This window comes from secondary endosymbiont of Ctenarytaina eucalypti, assembly GCF_000287335.1.
Lineage (GTDB): Bacteria > Pseudomonadota > Gammaproteobacteria > Enterobacterales > Enterobacteriaceae.
Genome location: NC_018419.1, coordinates 1156121 through 1179292, shown reverse-complemented (window position 1 = coordinate 1179292; position 23172 = coordinate 1156121). Strand labels below are relative to the sequence as shown.

Sequence of the window (23172 nt, the reverse complement as noted above, 5' to 3'; positions counted from 1 at the left end):
CCCTTCCGTGCTGCTAGACGCTTCCCAGCAACGCCTGTCGCTAGCAGCAAGTATTTTGTGACTAGCCACTTTAGGCCATCTACTGATGCTAAAAGCGCCGATCGTAGACTGTATAACCGCCCATTACCTCAATGCTGATAGAGACAGAAAACTGATTCTCGGTAGTAACAAACCGCTTCGTACGCCCCATCAGATTTCATGTCAATATTGTCGATGACCACAAGACATCAGTTCGTCTGGCAAAGGCCACATGATCCCTTTAGCCGCCGTAGTATCTCTATCAGTCATGCGGCAGATAAAAAACTAAGACAAATAGAACAATCAACTAGACACACCTAATCCACTATAATGTCTCATCGCCCACTGATCTAAAATCAGTGCCGTGCTCTGTACAAATCTGACATTTACATAAAAAAAGACATTCATGCAATGATGGGGGTTTAGGTTTATTCTTTAGTCCTGTCTTATCTTGAGATTACTTTGACTGCACCCTTCTTAATCGGAGCTATTCCTTATGACCATACAGCCCACAATGCTAAAAATTCGCCGTCCGGACGACTTACATGTTCATGTGCGAGATGATGATATGTTACGTACAGTGTTACCTTACACCAGCCGTTATTTTGGCCGGGCCATAATCATGCCCAACCTAACACCTCCAATTACAACTTTGTCCCGGGCGATTTCTTACCGAGAACGTATTTTAGCTGCACTACCGCCGGGTCATTGCTTTCAGCCGTTGATGACCTGTTATTTGACGGATTCTCTGGATCGGCAAACACTTATTCATGGGCACCACCAAGGGATTTTTACAGCCGCTAAACTCTATCAAGCCAACGCTACCACCAACTCCGAGAGGGGAGTCACAAATATTACCGACATTTACCCCCTGTTAGAAACGATGGAAACGCTTGGCATGCCACTTCTCATCCACGGAGAAGTGACGGCGTCGGATATTGATATCTTCGATCGAGAAGCGTATTTTATTGAACAGGTCATGGAACCAATGCGTTGTCAATTTCCGACTCTAAAGATCATTTTAGAACATATCACAACCAAAGAAGCTGTTGACTATGTGCTGGCGGGCGATGCTTATTTAGGTGCCACTATTACCCCGCAACACCTTATGTTTAACCGTAATCATATGCTCGTGGGAGGAGCACGGCCGCATCTTTACTGCCTGCCGATTCTTAAGAGTCATGTGCATCAACAGGCATTGCGGGCCGCGGTGGCAGGCGGCTGCAGCCGCCTGTTTCTTGGTACTGATTCCGCCCCACATATCAGAACGCATAAAGAGTCGGATTGTTGCTGCGCCGGAATTTTCAATTCTCCCACAGCCCTACCAGCGTATGCTACAGTATTCGAGGAGATCGGTGCGCTGGTACATTTGGAAAAGTTTTGCTCGCTTAATGGCGCGCATTTTTATGGTTTACCACTTAATGAGGGTTTTATTACTCTACGCCGTGAGACACACCTCCAACCTGCGACAATCCCGCTATCGCTTAGGGATAGCGGGACTCTAGTGCCCTTCCTTGCGGGCCAGATTCTTCATTGGACAATGGAAGAGTAGTTGACTCTATAAAAACCTAAAATACTAGACCTACAAACCCTGAAAGCTCAGCCAAAAGCTGAGTACCATATTATTTTTTAAAAAAATTTTTGATGTTCAGTTAGAAAAGTTAGCCGGCTCTCAAGCCTACACGCATGGCAGTAAGTCCGACAAGAGAATAATAGGATGCAGAAGAAAGAAAGTCTATACTAGAATATCATCACCCCATTGCATGATGCTTTATCATAAAATAATCTTTCGCTTCATTTAAAAACGAATAGAAGACAAAGTGTATAAACATATGACAATATCAACACAGGTATCAGCGCATGAAATGCACTGAACAATAACAGATGCAGTGCACGCCATATTCTACGTTTTTCGACACCATGTCGACTGATAATTCCGTTCTACTACAGAAGAACATTTCAATCCAGTGCTCTCAATGACTGCATAAGTAATAAATATCGACCTAGCACTAAGAATGTCGTCATGACTCGTAACATGATAATTGTTATAAATAGTCCACTACTTTTCCGTCAGATTGTTTAAATAACTGCGCTAATTTTTTAAGAGATGTGTGGTAATTCATTCAATCTCATGCTATCGTGACGCCTATATTCCGATATTGATCATCTTTGCTAGATTTTGTTTGCAACGCATCGTCGAAACATCTTAGCCAATTCTCCGTAGTTTTTAAAATAGTCTCAATCAAGTTCTATAACATCTCTTACGAGATAGCTAACGACTTTTAGCTGATCAAAATACTCTTCATTATTGCTTGATCTCAGTAAATCTGTCATGAGCCTCTCTTTTAAGAGTACGTTTTCTGACTCTATAACATTTTTTGATGATATTGCATGCATGCTGTGCTAATATAAAGCATGCGTAGTAAATGTTTTTACATTTTTAGTATAGTATTTGAACATAATATAAAATTTCATACTATTACGTTGCGGGACTCAATAGACTAACTAAACCGACAGCAAAAAATATCTTTTGATCCAAAACACCCATGTTGAGTCAATCAACATTCCCTTCCGAGCCGACTCTTTACCATCATCATAATCTAGAAACGCGTTAAGGCGGTTAAATGCGTAAATGCGATGTTATGCTGTGGCTTCGGTAGCCATTTTTTGTATCAATTGATAGATATACGCATCGTTATCCCTCTTACACATTATTATTAAGCATTAGCTAGGATTTACGTTTATGCGCAAGCAGGCTCTTCGACCTAAGATGATCAAGGAAGTTAGCCGGATGAATCCAGCCAATCGAGAAGATACGTATGTTCAATAAAAAATTGATAATCACCTGTCGCGATTTAAAACCACTCTTGCTTTTTCCTGAAAAACATTTCAATTCTCTTGAAGAGAGTACATGATCCAGGAAAGGTACCAGCCAAGATAGGATATCGAGCCTTTTCATGAGCAGATTCTCTCCAGTCTTCCTATGCTTCAACGGTGGTCATGTCAAGAATAATTTTCACGTGGCGTCAGATGTTCTGGCATGAAAAGTAATCATTGTCCGCTCTTTCTTGAGTAGAGCCCCAAGAATCAAAATAAAAAAGAGTGGCAGGGCTATAGACTAGTATTTCTTGAAGATTTTTCACGCTGACCGGCAACCCCAACCACGTGCTTGTGCTAGAGAACGCGTTACGCTGCAGCTACCGTATAAAAATCAAAGTCAGAGGAGTGGCTTGGAGGTTAAAATACATACATACTACGTTGGTCTTTTAGAACGGAATCTATTGTACTGAACAATGCATCATTCTGATCTCTCTCTGCTGTAAAGAGGTCAAGCGATTTACCAAGTTAAAACCTAACAGTCTTTTTTGTTCAACAATTTTTACTATTTATGTTTTTTTTATTACCTTGATTTTTTACAAGCCTGCCCCAGCTCCTGCAATTCTCCCGGCGTGCAAACACTGAAAAATAATGTTTCTTAAGTGTTAAAAAATCTCTTAACGTTACTCGAATTTATTCCATGACCTCCTGTCGCGTGTCATCATCGCAATGGACGAGAGAGGCCCCCACGTGCCAGCTTGATAAGGTTTCGGAGAGTCATTGCCAGCCTTCCATGCTTCCATAATGGAATCGATCCATTTCCAAGCTTCTTCTACTTCATCACGGCGAACAAACAAAGCCTGGATTCCGCGCATACTTTCTAATAAGAGCCGCTCATAAGCGTCGGCTAAATGTTCTTGATGAAAAGTTTTATTAAAGCTTAGATCCAATTTAGTCGTCTGAAGACGGTGTTTATGATCTAAACCCGGCACCTTGTTTAGTATCTGTATATCCATCCCTTCTCGAGGCTGAAGACGAATCGTTAATTTGTTTTGCGGTAACTGCTGATATGAATCGAGGAAAAGATTGAGCACTGGATTTTTAAAATATACCACCACTTCGGAACATTTAGTTGGCAAACGCTTCCCGGTACGCAGATAAAATGGTACTCCTGCCCAGCGCCAGTTGTCGATATCAACGCGAACGGAAACAAAAGTTTCGGTTCGGCTATTTTTATTTGCGCCCTCCTCTTCCAGATATCCGGGTACTTTTTTACCCTGAACGAATCCACCAGTGTACTGTCCTCTGACTGTAGTATCACGCACATTAGTGAAATCGATAAGACGTAGCGAGCGTAGCACCTTGACTTTTTCATCACGGATACGATCAGTGCTCAGATCCGAGGGTGGAGACATCGCCATCATGGTCAGTATCTGCAAAAGATGGCTTTGGATCATGTCACGCATTTGTCCAGCTTTATCAAAATAGCCCCAGCGGCCTTCAATACCAACTTCCTCAGCGACAGTAATCTGTACATGATCGATAGTGCGGTTATCCCAATTTGAGACAAAAATCGAATTAGCAAAACGCAGCGCTAGCAAATTCAGCACTGTCTCTTTACCTAGGTAATGATCAATACGGTAAACCTGGCTTTCATTAAAATATTTCGCGACTTGATTATTTATCTCCCGAGAAGAGGACAGATCGGTACCGAGTGGTTTTTCCATAACGATGCGGTTTGGTTCACTGTTTAAACCTGTCTTCCCAAGACCCCTGCAAATTGCCTCGAAGGTATTGGGAGGCATGGCGAAGTAGTTGACTGTCACCCGCGCTTGCTGATCTAGTTTTTCACCTAAACGACTAAAATGCGTCATTTCATTAACATCGAGATTGCAAAAATCTAACCGTGCGCTCAGGCTCCGCCATGATTTATCATCAATACCCTCTTTCATAAAAGTTTCCAAGGCTTCACGCACTACCTGGGTATAAGTTTTTACGTCCCAGTTTGCACGCCCAACGCCAATAATACGCGTTTTTGGATGTAGTGAACCTGCCTTTTCCAGACGATACAACGAGGGCAACAACTTACGCCGCGCCAGATCGCCTTTCGCGCCAAAAATAACCAGATCACAAGCTTGGGCTATGGATGTTAGCGCCATGTTCTTCTCCTCAGTGAGGGATTTGTGATTTTATAACATCGTTACGGTATTTTTTGATATCGACCTCTAAAACATTAAAAATAAAAAATTGGCATTATTTTTTCAATTATACCTCGTTTTGTATTCAACATAGATATCTTCAAACTTTGAAAATTAGATAAAAATCTAACATCTAACGCAAGACACGTAAGATCATTTTTTCTCTCAATCTATGACTAAAAACGTATAGCATGCTTCATGAGATTGGTAAGCATATCTGCTTAATATATAATCCGCGCAATATGTGAGGCAATAAATTATGAAGATGCTAAAAAAGCAATACTCAGATAAGGTTACTAAGAGTAACCGCCTCTAAGGTTGTCAAAACCACCCCCTCCTTCCCCCTGTAATCCTCATCTATTTCAGTATCATTATACTTGCCCGCATGGAACCCATTAGCATACTAACTCTAATACATGAGCCCTTCCGTTTAAGAAGAAAAGATATCCTGATTGGATGTGATAGCTTGTTTCTTCTCTGTCAAAGCAGACGCTGCATGTAATCTGTAAGATGCAATCTTAATGATAGCGTGAATGAGTGTCCTTATACAATCTTCAACGGCGCTCTAGGGATAGGTTGATTAAAAATAATCTATACATCCTTACAATTCTGCGTGTAGTGTGCGCGATAACTAAAGCTAAGATAATTTCTTTTTTATAGTCACCGCTAGGTGCTGGTAAGGAATAAAGAGAGAAACAAGTTTTTCGTATCCCGTTGGTATAAGCTACGAATATCGCATTACAGGCTATACGGGCATTCTTGAGTAAACATGCTGATTCCTGTCGATACAGTGAACTAATTGCGCTTTTTAACATAGCACCTTATTTGTTGAAAAACACATCATGCCGTTTTAAGATCTCTTTTATGAGAAAACATTTTTTATCACCGGCACTTCCTTGTCTCATCAGGGCTCTTTTTATGATTGCACGTTACAGAGATGAATCATATCAATGAACTTATATTCTGAGATCCCTTGATTCAGCATAATCTTCTTGGCGCTATCGTAGAAGAATGATGTTACATTTTATCGCTATCATCTCAGTGATGTAGATGAACGCGCAGGAAGATACTATAGATATATTAATACCAATAACCTACATTCCCTACAGTTAACCTTGGTTAATGTTCTAGCAAACAGCGTTACGCTAGGCCGAGGAACAATGCCGACATAACTTGCATGAGGTACAGGGCACTTTTAAAAAACCGCTACTTGGTAGAAGAGCTTAAGATTTTAACGAATGCGCTAGTCGAATGCTTACCCCCCGCTCCGATTCCTAATCCATCGCAAAAAAAAGCTTTACAATAGGGATTGTCTATCGAAAGGCCTGAAAAACGTCTTGGGACCAACCAGAGCAATCTTGTCGTTACAACTACTAACATTTTGCCCAAATCAAGGGGATTATTTATGCCTAGAAGGCTTAGAAGAACTAAAATTGTCACCACTCTCGGCCCTGCTACTGATCGTGAGAACAATCTTGAAAAAGTGATCGCGGCAGGCGCTAACGTCGTTCGACTCAACTTTTCCCACGGCAGCAAGGAAGATCATCTACTACGCGCACAGCAAGTACATGAGATCTCGGCACGTCTCGGCCGGCACGTGGCTATACTCGGTGATTTGCAGGGGCCTAAGATCCGCGTTTCTACGTTTAGGGAAGGAAAAATTTTCCTGAACGTCGGTGACCAATTCGTGCTTGATGCATCATTAGGCCTTGGCGAAGGTGACCAAAAGCAAGTAGGTATTGACTATAAAGGCTTACCAAGAGATGTAGTCTCCGGTGATACCCTGCTACTCGATGATGGGCGCATACAACTCAAGGTCCTGGGTACTCGGGGTGTCCGAGTGTTTACCGAAGTGACAGTAGGCGGTACGCTGTCCAACAACAAAGGCATCAACAAGCGCGGCGGCGGTTTGTCTGCGGCAGCACTGACTGAAAAGGATAAAGCCGACATCATTACCGCCGCCACACTAGGCGTCGATTATCTAGCTGTTTCCTTCCCCCGCACCGGAAAAGATATGCACTATGCTCGCCGTCTAGTCCGTGACGCCGGAAGCTATGCTAAAATCGTATCAAAAGTCGAGCGCGCCGAAGCCGTAGCCAACGAAGAATCGATGGATGATATCATACTCGCATCAGATGTGGTGATGGTAGCCCGTGGCGACTTGGGTGTTGAAATCGGCGACCCTGAACTAGTTGGTATTCAAAAGAAACTTATTCGCCGTGCTCGTACCCTTAATCGCGCCGTAATTACTGCGACGCAGATGATGGAATCAATGATAACCAATCCGATGCCTACGCGTGCCGAAGTCATGGATGTCGCCAACGCAGTGCTAGACGGCACTGATGCGGTTATGCTGTCGGCTGAAACTGCCTCAGGGCAGTATCCTGCCGAAACTGTTTCTGCCATGGCGAGCGTTTGCCTTGGGGCAGAAAAAATCCCCAGCATTAATATCTCCAAGCATCGGTTGGATATGCAATTTAAGACAATCGAAGAAGCCATCGCAATGTCGGCTATGTACGCCGCTAATCACCTCCATGGTATCACGGCTATTATCTCGATGACAGAATCTGGAAGCACTGCGCTCATGATGTCTCGGATCAGTTCAGGTCTGCCGATTTTTGCCCTCTCTCGCCATGCGCATACCTTAAATTTGACCTCGCTCTATCGTGGTGTGACTCCAGTGTACTTTGACCGTGATTTTGCGTGTGATGGTGTGGCAGCAGCGACCCGCGCCACCCTTGTGCTACGCGACAAGGGTTTTCTGGTCTCCGGGGATCTGGTAATTTTTACCCAGGGTGACGTAATGGACATGGTCGGCACTACTAATACTACGCGAATCCTGCGCGTGGCTTAATAAAAGAATAATGCTTCACGGCCCCCCTGACAAGGGCTGTGAAGCAACTTTTGGTGGACCTGAATAAGCGCCAACTCAGCGATGAGCAATGCCATTTTTGAGCATCTATGCTCTATCGTGAAAAAATTTTTACATCTGGATGCCTAAAAAATTAACACACTACGGTCATTTTACTACATATTGCTATTCTTCTTTTTAAAAACCCATTCAATACGCGATAAACGGCATAAGCATCTCAAGTAATTAATGATAAGATGCTTTTAAAATCAATATCAAATCATAACGATGCCCCGAGCGGGTCGGAGGTTGGTCAATGCAGATTACATTCAGCATTCCTGGAAGTCTATCCGAAAATTTTTCGCGATCGCAAATCATGCTACACTTTTATCACAGTGTAGAAAAATATACCTATAGTCGTATGTAACTGTGCTCATAAAGGCTAACGTCATAGTGTTAGGTAACAGGCATTCATTGACTTACTAAGCTAACAACTGAAAATATTTGTCTTTAATTACGCTTTGCGTACTATTAACTAGCGTGCGTCTTAAAAACAAGGGATAAAAGATTATCAAAAATAATACGAATTAGCATTTCGAAGATTTATAGCCTTCCTAAAAGCACTAAGAGCAGCCTATGCCTGCTTAGCACTCTGCAATCAAGATGCCAGAGTGCAATGCGTCCCCTCCTCGGGCTGTCCTTGCTTTAACCGCAGGCAAGGTCAGTAATTTATCAACGAAAAGACTAGAGTCAGCGCTAGATTGATGTAGCTAAATTCGCTATCTAAACCTGACGTCTGGTCCAGACGCAACAAGAAAACCTGATCAGCCAACACTGACGTGCAGTGTTAAGAATGTTCATTCGATCCCCCGCGCATTACTTTATTCCAGTGTAACACGCGTCAACAATTCATCAGAATAGTTCAGATACTTTAAAAGACCCCATGCACCTATACATCCGATCAAGAAAGAAGATGAAATTGCCAGTGTCATCAGACACTGGCTAAAAGATTGCACGCTAAGATACCGACGTCTCCTATAAAACAACTTGGCATGCGCCTCGGTTAATCCTGAAAGAAAGCATTTTATGAACATCTCTAGGAAAACAGCATACCCTCTCATCCACCATTCTTGTAGAACGTTTTCCTAGCTTGCTGATTAAGCCTTTGTCGTATTTTGGCTAGTCTACCTATGACAATGAGTCCGTGCATTACAATACATATTTGTTTAATGTCTTGTCTTTTTATTGACTTTCTTGTCCTGGTCACGACAGGGTTCGATTATAATCTCAAAATTTCAGTAGGTGAAATAGACTTGACGGCACCTAATGTCAGCTCCATAACGATAGTAACCTTATGTCTATGATATAAAAACTTTTTGTAAGGTTACTGACAAAAACATATTGAATTAAAGGCAATCTTTAAAGATGAGGTTATGCCAAGTATGTTAAGTAATTACTGAAATTAGTAAAAATTTTATATACGTCATGTGCTAGTAACTTTTTTGCTTGCATGAAGCACTTCCCTTCTATGCATCTGAGCATCTCTCTTATGAGTGCATTGTAAAAAAAGAATGTTTGAAGATAGGGGATAACGCAACATGCTCTAGTTAGGCGATACGAAGGAAGGGAGATCAGGCTTCCTAACAGCATCATCTGATTCAGCGCTTGAAAAGAGCTGCATTTTCATTGCCTAGAAATGCTCTGCGGTGTTACAAGTCATGAAAACCTAGGGGCTTCCTTAGGAGTTTTTGAAAAAACATAATTATGTTACACATAATCTCCAAAAAAGATAACCTTTTTGTTTTTCAGTTATAATTATTATAGCTCAGATGATATTTTTTAATCGCGTACTAATACGCATAGCATGAAGCTAGCAAAACAGTTCGGCGCTGTCGAAGCAGAAGCAGCGGTGTCCTTTCCCTCTTAAATAGCGCGTCATGATAGTGCCTTCTATCGCACAGTCTGTCAGACAACGCTGCCTAATGTTGCTTTAGGTTGTCTTTATTATATTAGCTAGAGCATATGCATTACCGCTACCCTTTTATGCTACATGGCCCCAAAATCATGGTATTTCGCGCTCTGCGCAACGCCAGATCTTAGTTATGCCATACTCTTTGTTTTTCGAAAACATACCGTCGGACTGTAGATGCCCTTCGAAAAAAAATTTTTAGTGAAATAGCATGATCAGCTATTATTTTACCATATCCCCTTCATCGCTTTATACCTATTATACGCTCATTATTGTTGACATTGTGAGCCATGCGATGACCCAGAAACTAAAAGAAAAGTCAAATAATACGGGAGCATGCTATGCACCTTGTAATCACATAAGGTAACAATTTAAGTGGTTGCTGAAGGGTGCTCTGTTAGACTGTGCGGTGTGGGATCAGATCATCGCTTGTCGTAGGATTACGCCTTCCTAAAAGATCAACGGAGTAGGCATGAGTCAGAAAAAGCCCTATATAGATAAAGAATTAAGCTGGTTATCATTTAATGAACGGGTTTTGCAGGAAGCTGGCGATAAAAGAAATTCATTGATAGAACGTATGCGATTTCTCGGCATTTATTCTAATAATCTCGATGAGTTTTACAAAGTTCGTTTTGCTGAGCTGAAACGACGCATTCTAATCAGCGAAGAACAGGGCACACGAGGCGCATCACGCCATTTACTTAATCAGATCAAAGAAAATGTTCTGCATGCCGAGCGGAAATTTGATAATCTTTACAATGACCTTCTACTAGAAATGGCGCGTAATCAGATCTTCCTTATCAACGAACTTCAATTATCCACTCGCCAGCAGGTGTGGTTGCGGCAATACTTTAAACAACAACTACGCCAGCACATCACTCCCATTCTCATCCAGAATGGCACTAAGCTGGTTAGCTTTCTAAAAGATGATTATACTTATTTAGCTGTAGAGATTATCCAAGGACAAACGCTGCGCTACGCTCTATTAGAAATCCCTTCCGATAAGGTGCCGCGTTTTATTAATCTTCCGGCCGAACCTCCTCGACAGCGTCGATCGATGATCCTGTTAGATAATATTCTACGGTATTGCTTAGATGATATTTTCAGCGGTTTCTTCGATTATGAGATACTTAATACCTATTCAATGAAAATGACGCGCGATGCGGAATACGATTTAGTCACCGAGATGGAATCAAGTCTAATAGAATTGATGTCTTCTAGTCTTAAACAGCGCCTAACGGCGGAGCCGGTCCGTTTTGTCTATCAGCGGGATATGCCCAATCCAATGGTGGCGCTGCTTAAGTCTAAACTTGGCATATCCTCGTACGACTCGGTCATCCCGGGTGGACGTTATCACAATTTCAAGGACTTTATTAGCTTTCCTAACGTTGGGAAAACAAATCTCATCAACCGTCCGCTACCGCGTTTCCGACACGCTTGGTTCGATAAATTTCGCAATGTGTTCGACGCCATTCGTCACCACGACATCCTGCTTTATTTCCCATATCACACTTTCGGCCATGTACTAGAACTGCTACGTCAAGCGTCTTTTGATCCCAATGTTTTATCGGTAAAAATCAATATTTACCGGGTCGCTAAGGACTCACATATTATCGATGCGATGATCTACGCCGCTCATAATGGTAAAAAAGTAACCGTTGTTGTAGAACTACAAGCCCGCTTCGACGAAGAGGCGAATATTCACTGGGCCAAGCGCCTGACTGAGGCTGGGGTGTGTGTTATTTTCTCTGCGCCGGGACTGAAAATACACGCTAAGCTGTTTCTTATTTCCCGCCGTGAGGGAACTGATATAGTGCGCTACGCCCATATCGGAACCGGTAATTTTAATGAAAAAACCGCTCGCTTATATACTGACTATTCCTTACTGACCTCTGATGCGCGCATCACCAATGAAGTGCGGCGAGTCTTTAACTTTATAGAGAACCCTTATCGTCCAGTTAAATTTGATTATTTGATAGTATCACCGCAAAATTCACGCCATATGCTATATCAAATGATCGATCAGGAGATTGCGAATGCGCGGGTGGGAGAAGCGGCGGGAATTACCCTTAAGTTGAATAATTTAGTAGATGAAGGGCTAATCGATCGTCTCTATACCGCTTCCAGCGTAGGGGTATGCATCCGGATTCTAGTGCGAGGAATGTGTTCTCTAATTCCGAATTTACCAAATATTAGCACCAATATTCAGGTGATTAGTATCGTGGACCGCTTTCTAGAGCACGATCGAGTCTATGTGTTCGAGAATGCAGGTGATAAGAAAGTATTTCTCTCATCCGCCGATTGGATGACCCGAAATATTGATTACCGCATTGAAGTAGGAGTGCCACTATTGGATCGTCGATTAAAAAAGCAGGTACTCGATATTTTAACGCTATTGTTTAGCGATACCGTTAAAGCCCGATATATCGATGCCAACTTAAATAACCATTATGTTCCAAGCGGGAACCGCCGAAAAGTACGCGCGCAAATGGAAATTTATGAGTATATTAAAAAACTGGAAAACGCCGGAGAGCAAAACTAATATATGGCTCTAGAATCGACAAACACCTCTAGGCCAGCGGAATTCGCCGCCATAGATCTTGGCTCTAATAGTTTTCATCTGGTGGTGGCACGTGTGGTCAACGGCGCCATGCAGGTACTTGGTCGGCTCAAGCAGCGGGTTTATCTCGCTGAAGGTCTTGATAAGAATCATTACCTAAGCGAGGAGGCTATTGAACGCGCACTCAGTTGTCTTGCGTTATTCGCCGAACGCCTACAGGGGTTTTCGCCGCTACAAGTGATGATCGTAGGCACACATGCCTTGCGTGAGGCAACGAATGCACAGATCTTTCTTGATCGGGCAGCGGCTGTAATCCCTTACCCGATTGAGATTATTTCCGGTTACGAAGAAGCAAGGCTGATTTTTATGGGAGTCGAGCATACACAGGCAGAAAGAGGTCGAAAGCTAGTGATTGATATCGGTGGTGGCTCCACGGAATTGGTAATCGGAGAAAATTTTGAACCACTGCTCATTGAAAGCCGGAGAATGGGCTGTATCAGCTTTAGCCACTTATTTTTCCCCCGAGGCGAGATCAACGCAGCTAATTTCTGCCGAGCGCGGCTAGCGGCGGCGCAAAAGCTTGAGACAATAGCCTGGCAATACCGCATTATGGGTTGGCAAGTGGCGCTCGGCGCCTCTGGCACCTTTAAAGCAGCTTGTGAGGTTTTAACTGAGATGCGAGCTAAAGACGCGATCATCACGCCTCAGCGACTAAAAATACTCTGCGATCAGGTACTGCAGTTCACACACTTTTCCGCGCTTAGCCTGCCTGGTTTATCAGAAGAACGCAGAGCCATTTTTATCCCAGGACTGGCTATTCTGTGCGGTATTATGGATGCCCTGGAGATCAAAGAGCTTAAACTATCTGACTGCGCACTTCGCGAAGGTGTACTGTACGAAATGGAAGGGAGATTCCGTCATCAGGATATTCGCATGCGCACTGCAAAAAGCCTGGCAGAGCACTACAATGTAGACATCGATCAGGCCAGGAGGGTATGGGAGACTACCGCATGCCTTTATCAGCAATGGAGGGCACAAAACACCACTCTTGAAAATCAGCAGATCACAGCACTGCTGAAATGGGCCGCACAACTACATGAGGTAGGTCTTGGGATCAACCACAGTGGCATGCAGCGCCATTCGGCCTATATTTTACAGCAAACTAATATGCCCGGCTTTAATCAAGAACACCAACTGTTACTCGCAACGCTTGTGCGACATCATCGTAAAGCGATAAAAATAGATGATTTTCCCCGATTCCACTTCTGTAGAAGAAAACATGTATTACCTTGTCTACAGCTGCTTCGTCTTGGCGTGCTGCTGAACAACCAGCGCCAGGCGACCTCACCAGTAAGGGTGAGCCTTACCACCCAGGATTATAACTGGATACTACTATTTCCTGCCGGCTTCTTCGCCCAAAATAACTTAGTGCAGCTGGATCTAGAGCGTGAGCGGGATTATTGGTCGGATGTCCCCGGATGGTCTTTGAGATTTGGAGAAATGGAAGCACGCGATCATTTGCTAACGTCCGCGTGAGTAGAAATAGATTGATTGTAGGATAAATACTCTAACTTTGCTTTTTGATACAATGTCACTAGCGCAGATTATTCCTATCAGTGTGGCGTTTTCTCATACGCTGTCTGCATACAAGTGCGCGTTGCCGCGATTAATCACTTGACTGCACCGGATAGCATCATAATCCGTGAACTCAACAAAACCTGGGCGAGCCTCTTGGCAACCCTTGAGATAGAGATTTTTACCGGATAGTGATGTGGTGTTTATGCTAGCTAAAGCTCCTTCTAATTGTTGCATCATACTATCGAGATCATTCGTACAGCTTAAAGGCAAGCCCAAGCGCGCCAATAAAGTATAATCGTCTTATGAAAACACACACTTGATTACTTTATGCGCTCAAACCTTAACACAATGTATTATGTCAGCCATTTTAGATGGCATTACCCTATAACATGATTATGTGTATGTGAGAAGGCTTTGTTGAAAACAAATAAATAAGTCATTTAGTCGGCTCCAATAAGGCTATTTTACGCAATGAGGCAACTGTTAGGCTAGTTCGACTAGCTAATCCTATGCAGCACGATTTTACTATTTTCATGAATTCAAGTACCCAGGAATCGTGCTCACTCAAGTTCAAATCATTAACCGAAAGTGTTTTAAAAAAGAACCAGGTTATTTCAGCTAGTGCCTGCTGGATCATTCTTCAGTATCTTATAATGCGTGTAGCATAATAAAGTCTAGCTAATATTTAGCAGGCCTTCGCTAGATCAGCGCCTTTGTTGCCCCCCAAACAGAGGATCATGATCCTAGCATGTATCGTAATCGCTGTTAGCTGAAAGTGAACCGGATTTTCTAATGGAGTCTTTTATCTAACCCAGAATAGCCTCTGCATCAGTAGAGCTTCTGTGCAATCAATTAGCGCAGATAATGTTAGAGTGTTCGATATGTGTAATGCTAGCTAGGGATGAATGTTACCCTGCGTTTTTGACGCCATACAAATCAACATTCGATACTTCTACATCACATGCCTTCAGACCTATCATGTCAATGAATAAAAGAGTACGTGCATACTACCTGCTGATATTGTTATTCTGATGTTTTCTATCTTTTCTCACAAACTAAGCAAGGCCTAGTCAGCGCCTATTAGGTACAGCTTCATCAGTTTTAAAGGTGACTTTATGTAGTTATGGCATGCGTCATCAATGCAAAATACAACACCTTTGCAATCATTCGTAACGTACTAGATATGCTATCGAAATAAAAAGTTATGGCCTAATGTGTTCAGGAGGTGTCTTATTTTCTTATGCAACCTGCTAATGAATGGTATACGAATGCAAACTACCAAAAAACAGCTTTAGTTGAAAAAGTTGTCATAAATTCAGGACTAATTAAGGGATGAGTTGCTGAAAAAATGTAGTGACCTGAATTAATAATGACCTATAATCTTGATATATTCAAAAAAAAACATAAAGATAATCAGAGTACATTCTCGCATACGCTAGATAGGCCGGTCTAGTTAGACCCTCATAATCATACGCTCTGATTCCACTGATGGCTCGTTACCGGTTATAGTTAGGCTCTAACCATGTATCATACACTACAGAACAACGCAGTCAAAATCATAGGAGTCATTATGACCTGGCAATATATGCTACTTGGAGTTCTAATGGGAATTTTTATCGGTACAGTCGCCATGCGGTTTGGCAACCGTAAAGTGCGTCAGCAGAAAACGCTGCAGCACGAGCTGGACAAAAGCAAAGCTGAACTGAACAAGTATCGCGAAGAGCTGACTACCCATTTCGCCCGTAGCGCAGAATTATTAGATAACATAGCCGACGATTGCCGCCAGCTTTATAAGCATATTAGTCAAAGCTCGAATAGCCTTTTGCCAAACCGGTGCCAGGAAGAAAATCCATTTCGTTATCGTCTGACGGAAGCGGAAGCGGACAACGATCAAATCCCCCCAGAAATGCAGCCCCCTGACTGCCCGGAAAACAAGAGCAGCTCGCGTCGTTCACTGCGCGGCTTACGAAAATAGGACCGGACAGTCTGTGTTACGCTGGCCTCAGCGGCGGACCCTTGCTGACCTTTTCCGTACCCGGTAGAGCTAATCATCCCGGTGTCGATGTCGCCGTCATCGGGCGCCTCAACCAAAGGTATCTGATACGCAAACGAGCGAGTTAACGTTACAATGAAAACAATACCTCTATGCAGCGCGTTGGCGCTCAGCATCGGGCTGAGCTTACTCCCTGTTACAGCATCTCGGGCAGCGCTACCCGGTGAGGTCGTTTGGCAGTCAATGCCCAGCCTAGCACCGATGCTGACCAAAGTTCTTCCAGCGGTGGTAACCGTTTATGTCGAGGGGTCTCATCCTGTCCGGAGACCTACGCTTCCTAAGGAATTCAAGTACTTCTTCGGACCCGATGCTCCTGGCGACACTGGCGAGACGGGCCGGTTTGAAGGTCTGGGTTCAGGAGTGATTATCAATGCCGCTCAGGGTTATGTCATCACTAACAATCATGTAGTCAACAGTGCCGATAAGATTAAAGTACAGCTCAATGACAGTCGCGAATTCGACGCGAAGCTAATAGGTCACGATGAGCAAACTGATTTGGCGCTGTTGCAATTATTGTTCCCGAAAAACCTTAGAGAAGTAACCATGGCTGACTCTGACACCCTCCAGGTCGGCGACTTCGCGGTTGCGGTGGGTAACCCATTCGGCCTCGGGCAGACTACAACATCTGGCATTGTCTCCGCCTTGGGACGTAGCGGATTGAATTTGAAGGGCCTGGAGAATTTCATTCAGACTGATGCGTCTATTAACCGCGGGAATTCGGGTGGTGCACTGGTGAACCTCAGGGGCGAGCTTATTGGCATCAATACTGCCATTCTTGCCCCAGGTGGTGGTAATATTGGAATTGGTTTTGCCATTCCCAGCAACATTGTGAAAAACTTGAGTCAGCAACTGATTGAATATGGAGAAGTAAAACGCGGCCAGTTAGGTATTAAAGGTACCGAGCTAACGGCTGATATTGCTAAAGCATTTAATATTGATGCCCAACGCGGGGCCTTCGTAAGCGAAGTGTTGCCGAATTCCGCTGCAGCTAAGGCTGGCATCAAAGCTGGCGATATTATTATTTCATTAGAAAACAAACCAATACAGAGCTTTGCTGAACTTCGGGTTAAAGTTGGCACGACCGCTCCCGGTAAAACCGTTAAACTCAGCCTGCTGCGAAGCGGTAAGATAAAAACGGTATCAGTAGTTCTAGATGACAGTGCGGCCGCAACCACTAGTGAAGAAATTCTTACGCCTTCTCTGCAAGGCGCTGCTCTTAGCAACAGTCAGTTGAAAGATGGCACCAAGGGCGTGAAGGTAGAAGATCTTGTGAAAGATTCCCCTGCCGCTACGATCGGCTTGCAAAAAGGAGATATGATCGTCGGCCTAAACCTGGACAGAGTGCAGAACCTAGCGCAACTACGAAAAGTCTTGGAGGCCAAACCGCCAGTTATGGCGTTAAATATCATACGCCGCGACGTGCGTATTTTTCTCTTGCTACGCTAACAAATAAAAAAACGGACGCCGGCACGCGCCTGTGTCCGTTTGATATATGTTGTTAGCCCACTAGCATTATTCTCAGCCTTCACTCAGAAACATAGTCACATACCTGTTTCATGAATGAAATCAAGCATGCTTGCTCACTTTTTAAAAAAGTGATGCTTAAAAATAGCAGTCTGCATCTCAAATGCAGCCCTATAGGCGTTGTAACTTTTTCTAGTATCCCTAAAGATATAATTTGATTAACCAATATTTTAAGTCTGTTTGTCACTGCATGTAGCTTCCTGCGCATTCATAGTAATACAAGCTTAGATAACCACCCTGCACTAGGTGTTGTAAGTTAAAATTAAACGCGTTGCAGACACTGTTCCGCCGGTATAACCTAATTCATTTTCTTCGTAACAACCATTACAGCTTTGCTCAAGTGATAGTGCTTGAGGAAGCCCTTAAAGCAAGATAAGGGCCATATCGATAACTAACATCCGCACCTTAAATAGCCTGTGACTGATAAGTGGCCTAATAATTTTTTCAAAAATAAGAATCATGCAAGCATGCCTGATCCTCAGGTAATGAGGTGCTAATGTAAAAAGTGTTATTGAAAAATAGATGTTATGTTTTCCTTAGTGAAATAAATGATCTCTAAAGTCTAATATCATATGGTTAGACCACCTGAGCAAAAGTACACCCGAATTTTAAAATTTTTACCTTTTCACGGATGATGAGGATAGCTTACTCGTGCCTCATGTTGGCGTGCCGTATTGCAATATTTTTTAATCTATTGTTCGTTTATGGCAATGCCACGGGTGCGTATATTACTCATCCGCATAATATATACGTAAGAATGCAGTTTAAAATTAGTCTCATAAGCAGAAAAGTTCTGATGCTTAAAAAAAACAAAGCGGATCATCTACAGTGGGCTCTCTATTTGAGGCGAGCCCTTATTGCGGCTGAGTAGCCCTCTGGGTGGTGATATGAGTCTATACTATAGAACCATTATGACTCCTTCTTTCAGGAAAGAGTCGGCAGAAAAAACTACATCAGATGATAATGTTAGGGGAGTAACGCAGATTCTTTATATCATTTACTAACTGAATCTTTATCATCCCTACTGCACGGAATGCAGTAGACCTTTAGGAAACAATCACAAATACCGGAGAGCGTTATTTTTCAAAAATAACAGTTGCACACGCGTAATGTCGCTCATCAGCTAGCGTGACGTACATGCCTGTGACACCTAATCGACTGGCCAGTACTGCCGCTTGGGAAAATAACCGCAAAGATGGTTTACCCATCGCATAATTTCGGACCTCAAATTGCGAAAAAGTCGTCCCATCTCGCATGCCAGTACCTAGCGCTTTAGATGCCGCTTCTTTTACCGCAAACCGTTTAGCCAGGAAGCATGTCGGCTGACTATGCTGTTGATATTGCAACCATTCATAGGAGCTTAGGATCCGGCGTGCAAGTCGATCCCCGCTGTAGGCAACGACAGCCTCAATGCGGCGAATGTCGACAATATCGTTACCGATGCCGACAATCGCCATTAGCAGCGCACTTCAGAGATCAGATGTTTCATTTCTCTTACCGCAGATGTCAGGCCGACAATCACGGCACGACTAATGATTGCATGGCCAATATTTAGCTCTTGTATTGGCGATAGAAAAGCCACAGGTTTCACATTATGATAATCAAGACCATGGCCGGCATTAACCTTAAGACCTAAAGTCACTCCGTACTCTGCGGCCTGACTTATGCGAGCGCACTCTGCAGTGCGCGAGTTTTCGTCGAGCGCCTCAGCATAAGCACCGGTATGAATTTCAATGCAGGACACCCCTACCTCGGCCGCTGCTGCAATCTGCCGCTTATCAGCATCGATAAATATAGAGACCTGAATGCCGGCATCACTCAAACGGGCCACTGCCTGACGCAGTTTATCAGGCTGACCTGAAACATCTAGCCCTCTTTCGGTGGTGACTTCCTGACGATTTTCTGGCACCAAGCAACATAAGTGCGGCGACAAAGCGCATGCAATCTCGACCATCTCTGCCGTCACTGCCATCTCTAAATTCATTCGAGTCTGAATCTGTTCTCTAAGAAGATGAACATCATGATCAGTAATATGCCGGCGATCTTCTCGCAGATGCACGGTAATACTATCCGCCCCAGCTTGCTCGGCAATCAATGCTGCTTGAATCGGATCAGGGCAAGCCGTTCTACGCGCATTGCGTAATGTTGCAATATGATCGATATTCACGCCCAAAAGTACTTTAGACATTTTCTTCCTCTGAAGTGTATTGACATAGCATCCCTATATGTGCATCAGCGAGCTCCTTCAGACCCGCATCACCTAATCTAGCCTGTACCGGTCTCTTTTTGAACCGCTATGTCATAAACTAGCGAGCTCGCTCATCGTCTGTAGTCATTTAGCACCTACATAGCGCGGCCCGGATTTATAAAAGTCACTTAAGGCACTAAATGCATTCTAGATTTCTGTATTAGGAGATAACGCCCTTTCTAGGGGATGCCAGAGAGAGACTGCTAAATTTCCGAACTATCGATGCATTCCCCCCTTGCGATAAAGCGCTTAACTATCCCCACCCCGAAGCTGGGTTATGTCATCATCGACTGACAAAGCAAACTCAAGGCGATGCAAGCAAGCACCGCCTTAACCTAGATGCATCAATAAGAGCATCTCTGTCGTTATACGATTGAGGTGCAGGATATTTTAGCATACCTTTGCTATCAAACATCTCTTTTAGGCTCGATGCTATGGTGTGCGAATGCAGTCTACTAACATCGTTGTGTGACTTTGCAGAGATTAAGTGGCAGCCTGAGCAGGACGGAATAAAATATTGATTACAAAATATAGGCAGTAGTTATATGTGCTATAAACACTCTGCAGACTTATAACTGATTTAAATCTTTCCTGCTACATCTTTTTGACCTCTCAAGACATCAGATTTGATAAAGCGCTTTCATTATCAGGCCCGTCTTTTTTGACTTTTACCCACAGGTGAAGATGAACAACTATCTCGAACATAGCTTCCATATCCTGACGAGCGGCGATACTGATCATCTTAATTTTAAAACCTTTATTGCCGATGACTATTTTTTTCTGCCCAGGTCGCGCTACTAAAATCAGCCCATGTATATCATAAAATCCGCAATTATTAGAAGAAAAGCGTTCAATTTCTACCCTAACGGAATAGGGCAGCTCATCACCAAGAAACCTCATCAACTTTTCACGAATGATTTCTGATGCCATAAAACACTGTGAGCGATCCGTAATATAGGCCTCAGGAAAATAATGCTCACCTTCCGGTAATGTATTAAGTACGATACCACCGAGCATATCGACATGCATGCCGTTTTCAGCGCAGATAGGCAAAATATGATGGAAAGACATCTTCTGACTAAGACATTGCATGTGTGGTAGTAACTTCTTCTTGTCGGGAACGTTGTCTACTTTATTGATCGCCAGCACGACTGGACAACTAATATTGCGTAGTTTATTTACTAGGATCTGATCGTCTTCCCTCCAGTGAAGGCCTTCCACCACGAAGACGACTAATTCTACGTCGAAAATGGCACTACTGGCGGTACGATTCATTAATCGGTTGACCCGCCTCCCTCTTATCTCTTCAAGATGCAGCCCTGGAGTATCTACGTAGATAGTTTGGTAATTCCTATCAGTACGAATTCCGATAATGCGGTGACGAGTGGTGTTCGGTTTAGACGAGGTAATTGAGACCTTATGTCCTAACAGCTGATTCAGTAATGTAGATTTCCCGACGTTTGGACGACCTACAATTGCCACGGCACCAAAATAGGTGGTCTGTTCACTCATTCAAATTGTAGCAATTTTAGTGCTTGTGCCGCCGCCGCCTGCTCGGCTTTGCGACGGCTTAAGCCATTTCCGACCACCGGCTGCGCCAGGCCACTGACCTGACAGTGTATTGTAAATTCCTGATCATGTGCCTCTCCGCGCACATTGGCGACAAGATAAGTAGGTAAAAGCAAATGCCGTCCCTGGAGGTATTCCTGTAGCCGGGTTTTGGGATCTTTTTGCTTATCGCCAGGGCTGATTGCATCCAGACGTATACGGTACCAGGAAAGAATCAGGTGTTCGGCGGTATGAATTTCGCTATCCAAGAAAACAGCCCCAATTAATGCTTCCACTGTATCAGCTAAAATAGATTCACGGCGGAAACCGCCGCTTTTCAGCTCTCCCGGCCCTAGACGCAAACATACGCCTAGCTCAAACTCTCTTGCCACCTCTGCAAGCGTATTACCACGCACTAGTGTAGCACGCATCCGGCTCATGTCCCCCTCATCCACGCGAGGGAAGCGCTGATACAAAGCATTAGCGATGACATAGCTTAATATAGAATCGCCTAAAAATTCTAGCCGCTCATTGTGTTTGCTGCTAGCACTGCGGTGCGTTAACGCCTGCAACAAAAGTTCAGACTGCTGGAAAGCATAACCTAGTTTCTTCTGGAGCCTATTGATTAGGATGGGATTCATGCGTTACCAATAACTTAACTATGCGTAAAAACTGCGGTAGGGGGAACAGGCCTGGGGGTAATATGCTCCCGCTTAAAATTACTTCTTCGTTGATAGAGGATTCAATACGGAGGACATATTACACTCTCATCTAATCGTTATTCTACATCAGTCAGCAAAATAATGCTTCGCTAAAAAAGAAATTAATAAATCCTACCAATGCGGCTGCAGCGTATGCCAGTCGGCCATTGTCCTTCTTGCTTATCGAAACTCATCCAAATGATCGTCGCTTTACCCAACAAATTTCTTTCCGGTACGAATCCCCAATAACGACTATCAGAACTATTATCACGGTTATCTCCCATCATAAAATACTCTCCTTTCGGCACGATCCACTCCCCCAGCGCACTACCTGGCTGCTGATAATACATCCCTACTGGATCCTTCTGTCCTAGCACTGTCAGTACATTGTGCGAAGTTCCGCCAAACGACTCTTTTCGTTTCGCTAGAAAAATGACGTCGTCCGGCAAATTATTGGGCGTTGCCTTTAGGAAATTACTGCTGGCTTCAGGGATGCTGGTAGCGTTGCTGGGTTGCGAAACAACATCACGCAGGGTACATTCACTATAGGTAATGGGTAATGCTGGGGCGCTACCAGGACAGACCGTCACGCGTTTATGCGTGGGATCGTAATTAATCCGGTCGCCCGGCAATCCAACGACCCGTTTTATATAGTTTAGTCTAGAGTTGAGTGGGTATTTAAAAACAACCACGTCACCACGTTGTGGATGACCGGTTTCAATAAGCATCATCTGGGTGATCGGGTCTTTAATGCCATAAGAAAACTTTTTCACTAGAACAAAATCACCGACCAACAAAGTTGGCATCATAGAGCCTGAGGGAATTTGAAACGGCTCAAAAAAAAATGAACGTACTATAAAGACGAATAACAGTACTGGGAAAATAGATGCAGAAGTCTTGAGCCACCCAGGATTAGCGCTAAGATGAATAGCGACTTCATGCCCCGCCTTCACCTCAGCGGCTTTAGTGGTATGTTTCTTACCCCATATCCGCACCTGACGGCGGCGCGCAGACGCTAGATTAAAACGCTCTACGCACCAAAGAACCCCAGTAATAAGTGTCGTAAGTGTTAAAATTAGGGTAAACATTTTCGCCATACCATCTCCT

Annotated in this window: 13 protein-coding genes; 6 read left to right on the top strand and 7 right to left on the bottom strand. The window is 43.7% G+C overall.

Annotated elements, in window-relative coordinates:
- Positions 1–514: 514 nt before the first annotated feature.
- A complete protein-coding gene (pyrC, locus tag A359_RS03375; RefSeq protein WP_014888454.1) occupies positions 515–1570 on the top strand; it encodes a dihydroorotase in 1056 nt (351 codons plus the stop codon).
- A 1948-nt stretch (positions 1571–3518) separates the two neighbouring features.
- Here pyrC and zwf read toward each other — a convergent pair.
- Positions 3519–4994: a glucose-6-phosphate dehydrogenase gene (gene zwf, locus A359_RS03370; protein ID WP_014888452.1), complete on the bottom strand. Its 1476-nt coding sequence runs from the start codon at positions 4992–4994 to the stop codon at positions 3519–3521.
- A gap of 1444 nt (positions 4995–6438) precedes the next feature.
- On the opposite strand from zwf, the gene pyk reads away from it, so the two are divergent.
- From pyk to ppx, 3 genes are all read left to right on the top strand, one after another.
- Positions 6439–7887, top strand: a complete 1449-nt coding sequence (gene pyk / locus A359_RS03365; RefSeq protein WP_014888451.1) for a pyruvate kinase — start codon at positions 6439–6441, stop codon at positions 7885–7887.
- Positions 7888–10325: 2438 nt separating this feature from the next.
- On the top strand, positions 10326–12395 hold the full coding sequence (gene ppk1 / locus A359_RS03360) for a polyphosphate kinase 1 (protein ID WP_014888450.1): 2070 nt from the start codon (positions 10326–10328) through the stop codon (positions 12393–12395).
- Positions 12396–12398: 3 nt separating this feature from the next.
- Positions 12399–13949 (top strand): exopolyphosphatase, encoded by a 1551-nt coding sequence (gene ppx, locus A359_RS03355; RefSeq protein ID WP_014888449.1) that lies wholly within the window; start codon positions 12399–12401, stop codon positions 13947–13949.
- Positions 13950–14042: 93 nt separating this feature from the next.
- Here the strand turns inward: ppx and A359_RS03350 are convergent, their stop codons facing one another.
- Entirely contained in the window at positions 14043–14228 is a 186-nt protein-coding gene (locus A359_RS03350; protein ID WP_044104597.1) for a hypothetical protein, read from the bottom strand.
- Positions 14229–15561: 1333 nt separating this feature from the next.
- Between A359_RS03350 and zapG the strand changes: the two genes are divergently transcribed.
- A complete protein-coding gene (gene zapG, locus A359_RS03340; RefSeq protein WP_014888448.1) occupies positions 15562–15966 on the top strand; it encodes a Z-ring associated protein ZapG in 405 nt (134 codons plus the stop codon).
- A gap of 153 nt (positions 15967–16119) precedes the next feature.
- On the top strand, positions 16120–17490 hold the full coding sequence (degQ, locus tag A359_RS03335; protein ID WP_014888447.1) for a serine endoprotease DegQ: 1371 nt from the start codon (positions 16120–16122) through the stop codon (positions 17488–17490).
- Between the two features lie 1154 nt (positions 17491–18644).
- Here the strand turns inward: degQ and acpS are convergent.
- From acpS to lepB, 5 genes are all read right to left on the bottom strand, one after another.
- Positions 18645–19025 (bottom strand): holo-ACP synthase, encoded by a 381-nt coding sequence (acpS, locus tag A359_RS03325; RefSeq protein ID WP_014888445.1) that lies wholly within the window; start codon positions 19023–19025, stop codon positions 18645–18647.
- Complete coding sequence (pdxJ, locus tag A359_RS03320; RefSeq protein ID WP_014888444.1) at positions 19025–19756, bottom strand: pyridoxine 5'-phosphate synthase; 732 nt, start codon at positions 19754–19756, stop codon at positions 19025–19027. The genes acpS and pdxJ overlap by 1 nt, the downstream gene beginning before the upstream one ends.
- 672 nt (positions 19757–20428) lie before the next feature.
- A complete protein-coding gene (era, locus tag A359_RS03315; protein ID WP_014888443.1) occupies positions 20429–21328 on the bottom strand; it encodes a GTPase Era in 900 nt (299 codons plus the stop codon).
- Positions 21325–22005 (bottom strand): ribonuclease III, encoded by a 681-nt coding sequence (gene rnc / locus A359_RS03310; protein ID WP_014888442.1) that lies wholly within the window; start codon positions 22003–22005, stop codon positions 21325–21327. Before rnc ends, era begins: the two co-directional genes overlap by 4 nt.
- Before the next feature lie 182 nt (positions 22006–22187).
- On the bottom strand, positions 22188–23162 hold the full coding sequence (lepB, locus tag A359_RS03305; protein WP_014888441.1) for a signal peptidase I: 975 nt from the start codon (positions 23160–23162) through the stop codon (positions 22188–22190).
- Between the last annotated feature and the right edge of the window lie 10 nt (positions 23163–23172).

Bases quoted from the DNA above. Each gene is read 5' to 3' on its own strand.
- pyrC (WP_014888454.1), top strand. From the start codon at position 515: ATGACCATACAGCCCACAATGCTAAAAATTCGCCGTCCGGACGACTTA.
- zwf (WP_014888452.1), bottom strand. From the start codon at position 4,994: ATGGCGCTAACATCCATAGCCCAAGCTTGTGATCTGGTTATTTTTGGC.
- pyk (WP_014888451.1), top strand. From the start codon at position 6,439: ATGCCTAGAAGGCTTAGAAGAACTAAAATTGTCACCACTCTCGGCCCT.
- ppk1 (WP_014888450.1), top strand. From the start codon at position 10,326: ATGAGTCAGAAAAAGCCCTATATAGATAAAGAATTAAGCTGGTTATCA.
- ppx (WP_014888449.1), top strand. From the start codon at position 12,399: ATGGCTCTAGAATCGACAAACACCTCTAGGCCAGCGGAATTCGCCGCC.
- A359_RS03350 (WP_044104597.1), bottom strand. From the start codon at position 14,228: ATGATGCAACAATTAGAAGGAGCTTTAGCTAGCATAAACACCACATCA.
- zapG (WP_014888448.1), top strand. From the start codon at position 15,562: ATGACCTGGCAATATATGCTACTTGGAGTTCTAATGGGAATTTTTATC.
- degQ (WP_014888447.1), top strand. From the start codon at position 16,120: ATGAAAACAATACCTCTATGCAGCGCGTTGGCGCTCAGCATCGGGCTG.
- acpS (WP_014888445.1), bottom strand. From the start codon at position 19,025: ATGGCGATTGTCGGCATCGGTAACGATATTGTCGACATTCGCCGCATT.
- pdxJ (WP_014888444.1), bottom strand. From the start codon at position 19,756: ATGTCTAAAGTACTTTTGGGCGTGAATATCGATCATATTGCAACATTA.
- era (WP_014888443.1), bottom strand. From the start codon at position 21,328: ATGAGTGAACAGACCACCTATTTTGGTGCCGTGGCAATTGTAGGTCGT.
- rnc (WP_014888442.1), bottom strand. From the start codon at position 22,005: ATGAATCCCATCCTAATCAATAGGCTCCAGAAGAAACTAGGTTATGCT.
- lepB (WP_014888441.1), bottom strand. From the start codon at position 23,162: ATGGCGAAAATGTTTACCCTAATTTTAACACTTACGACACTTATTACT.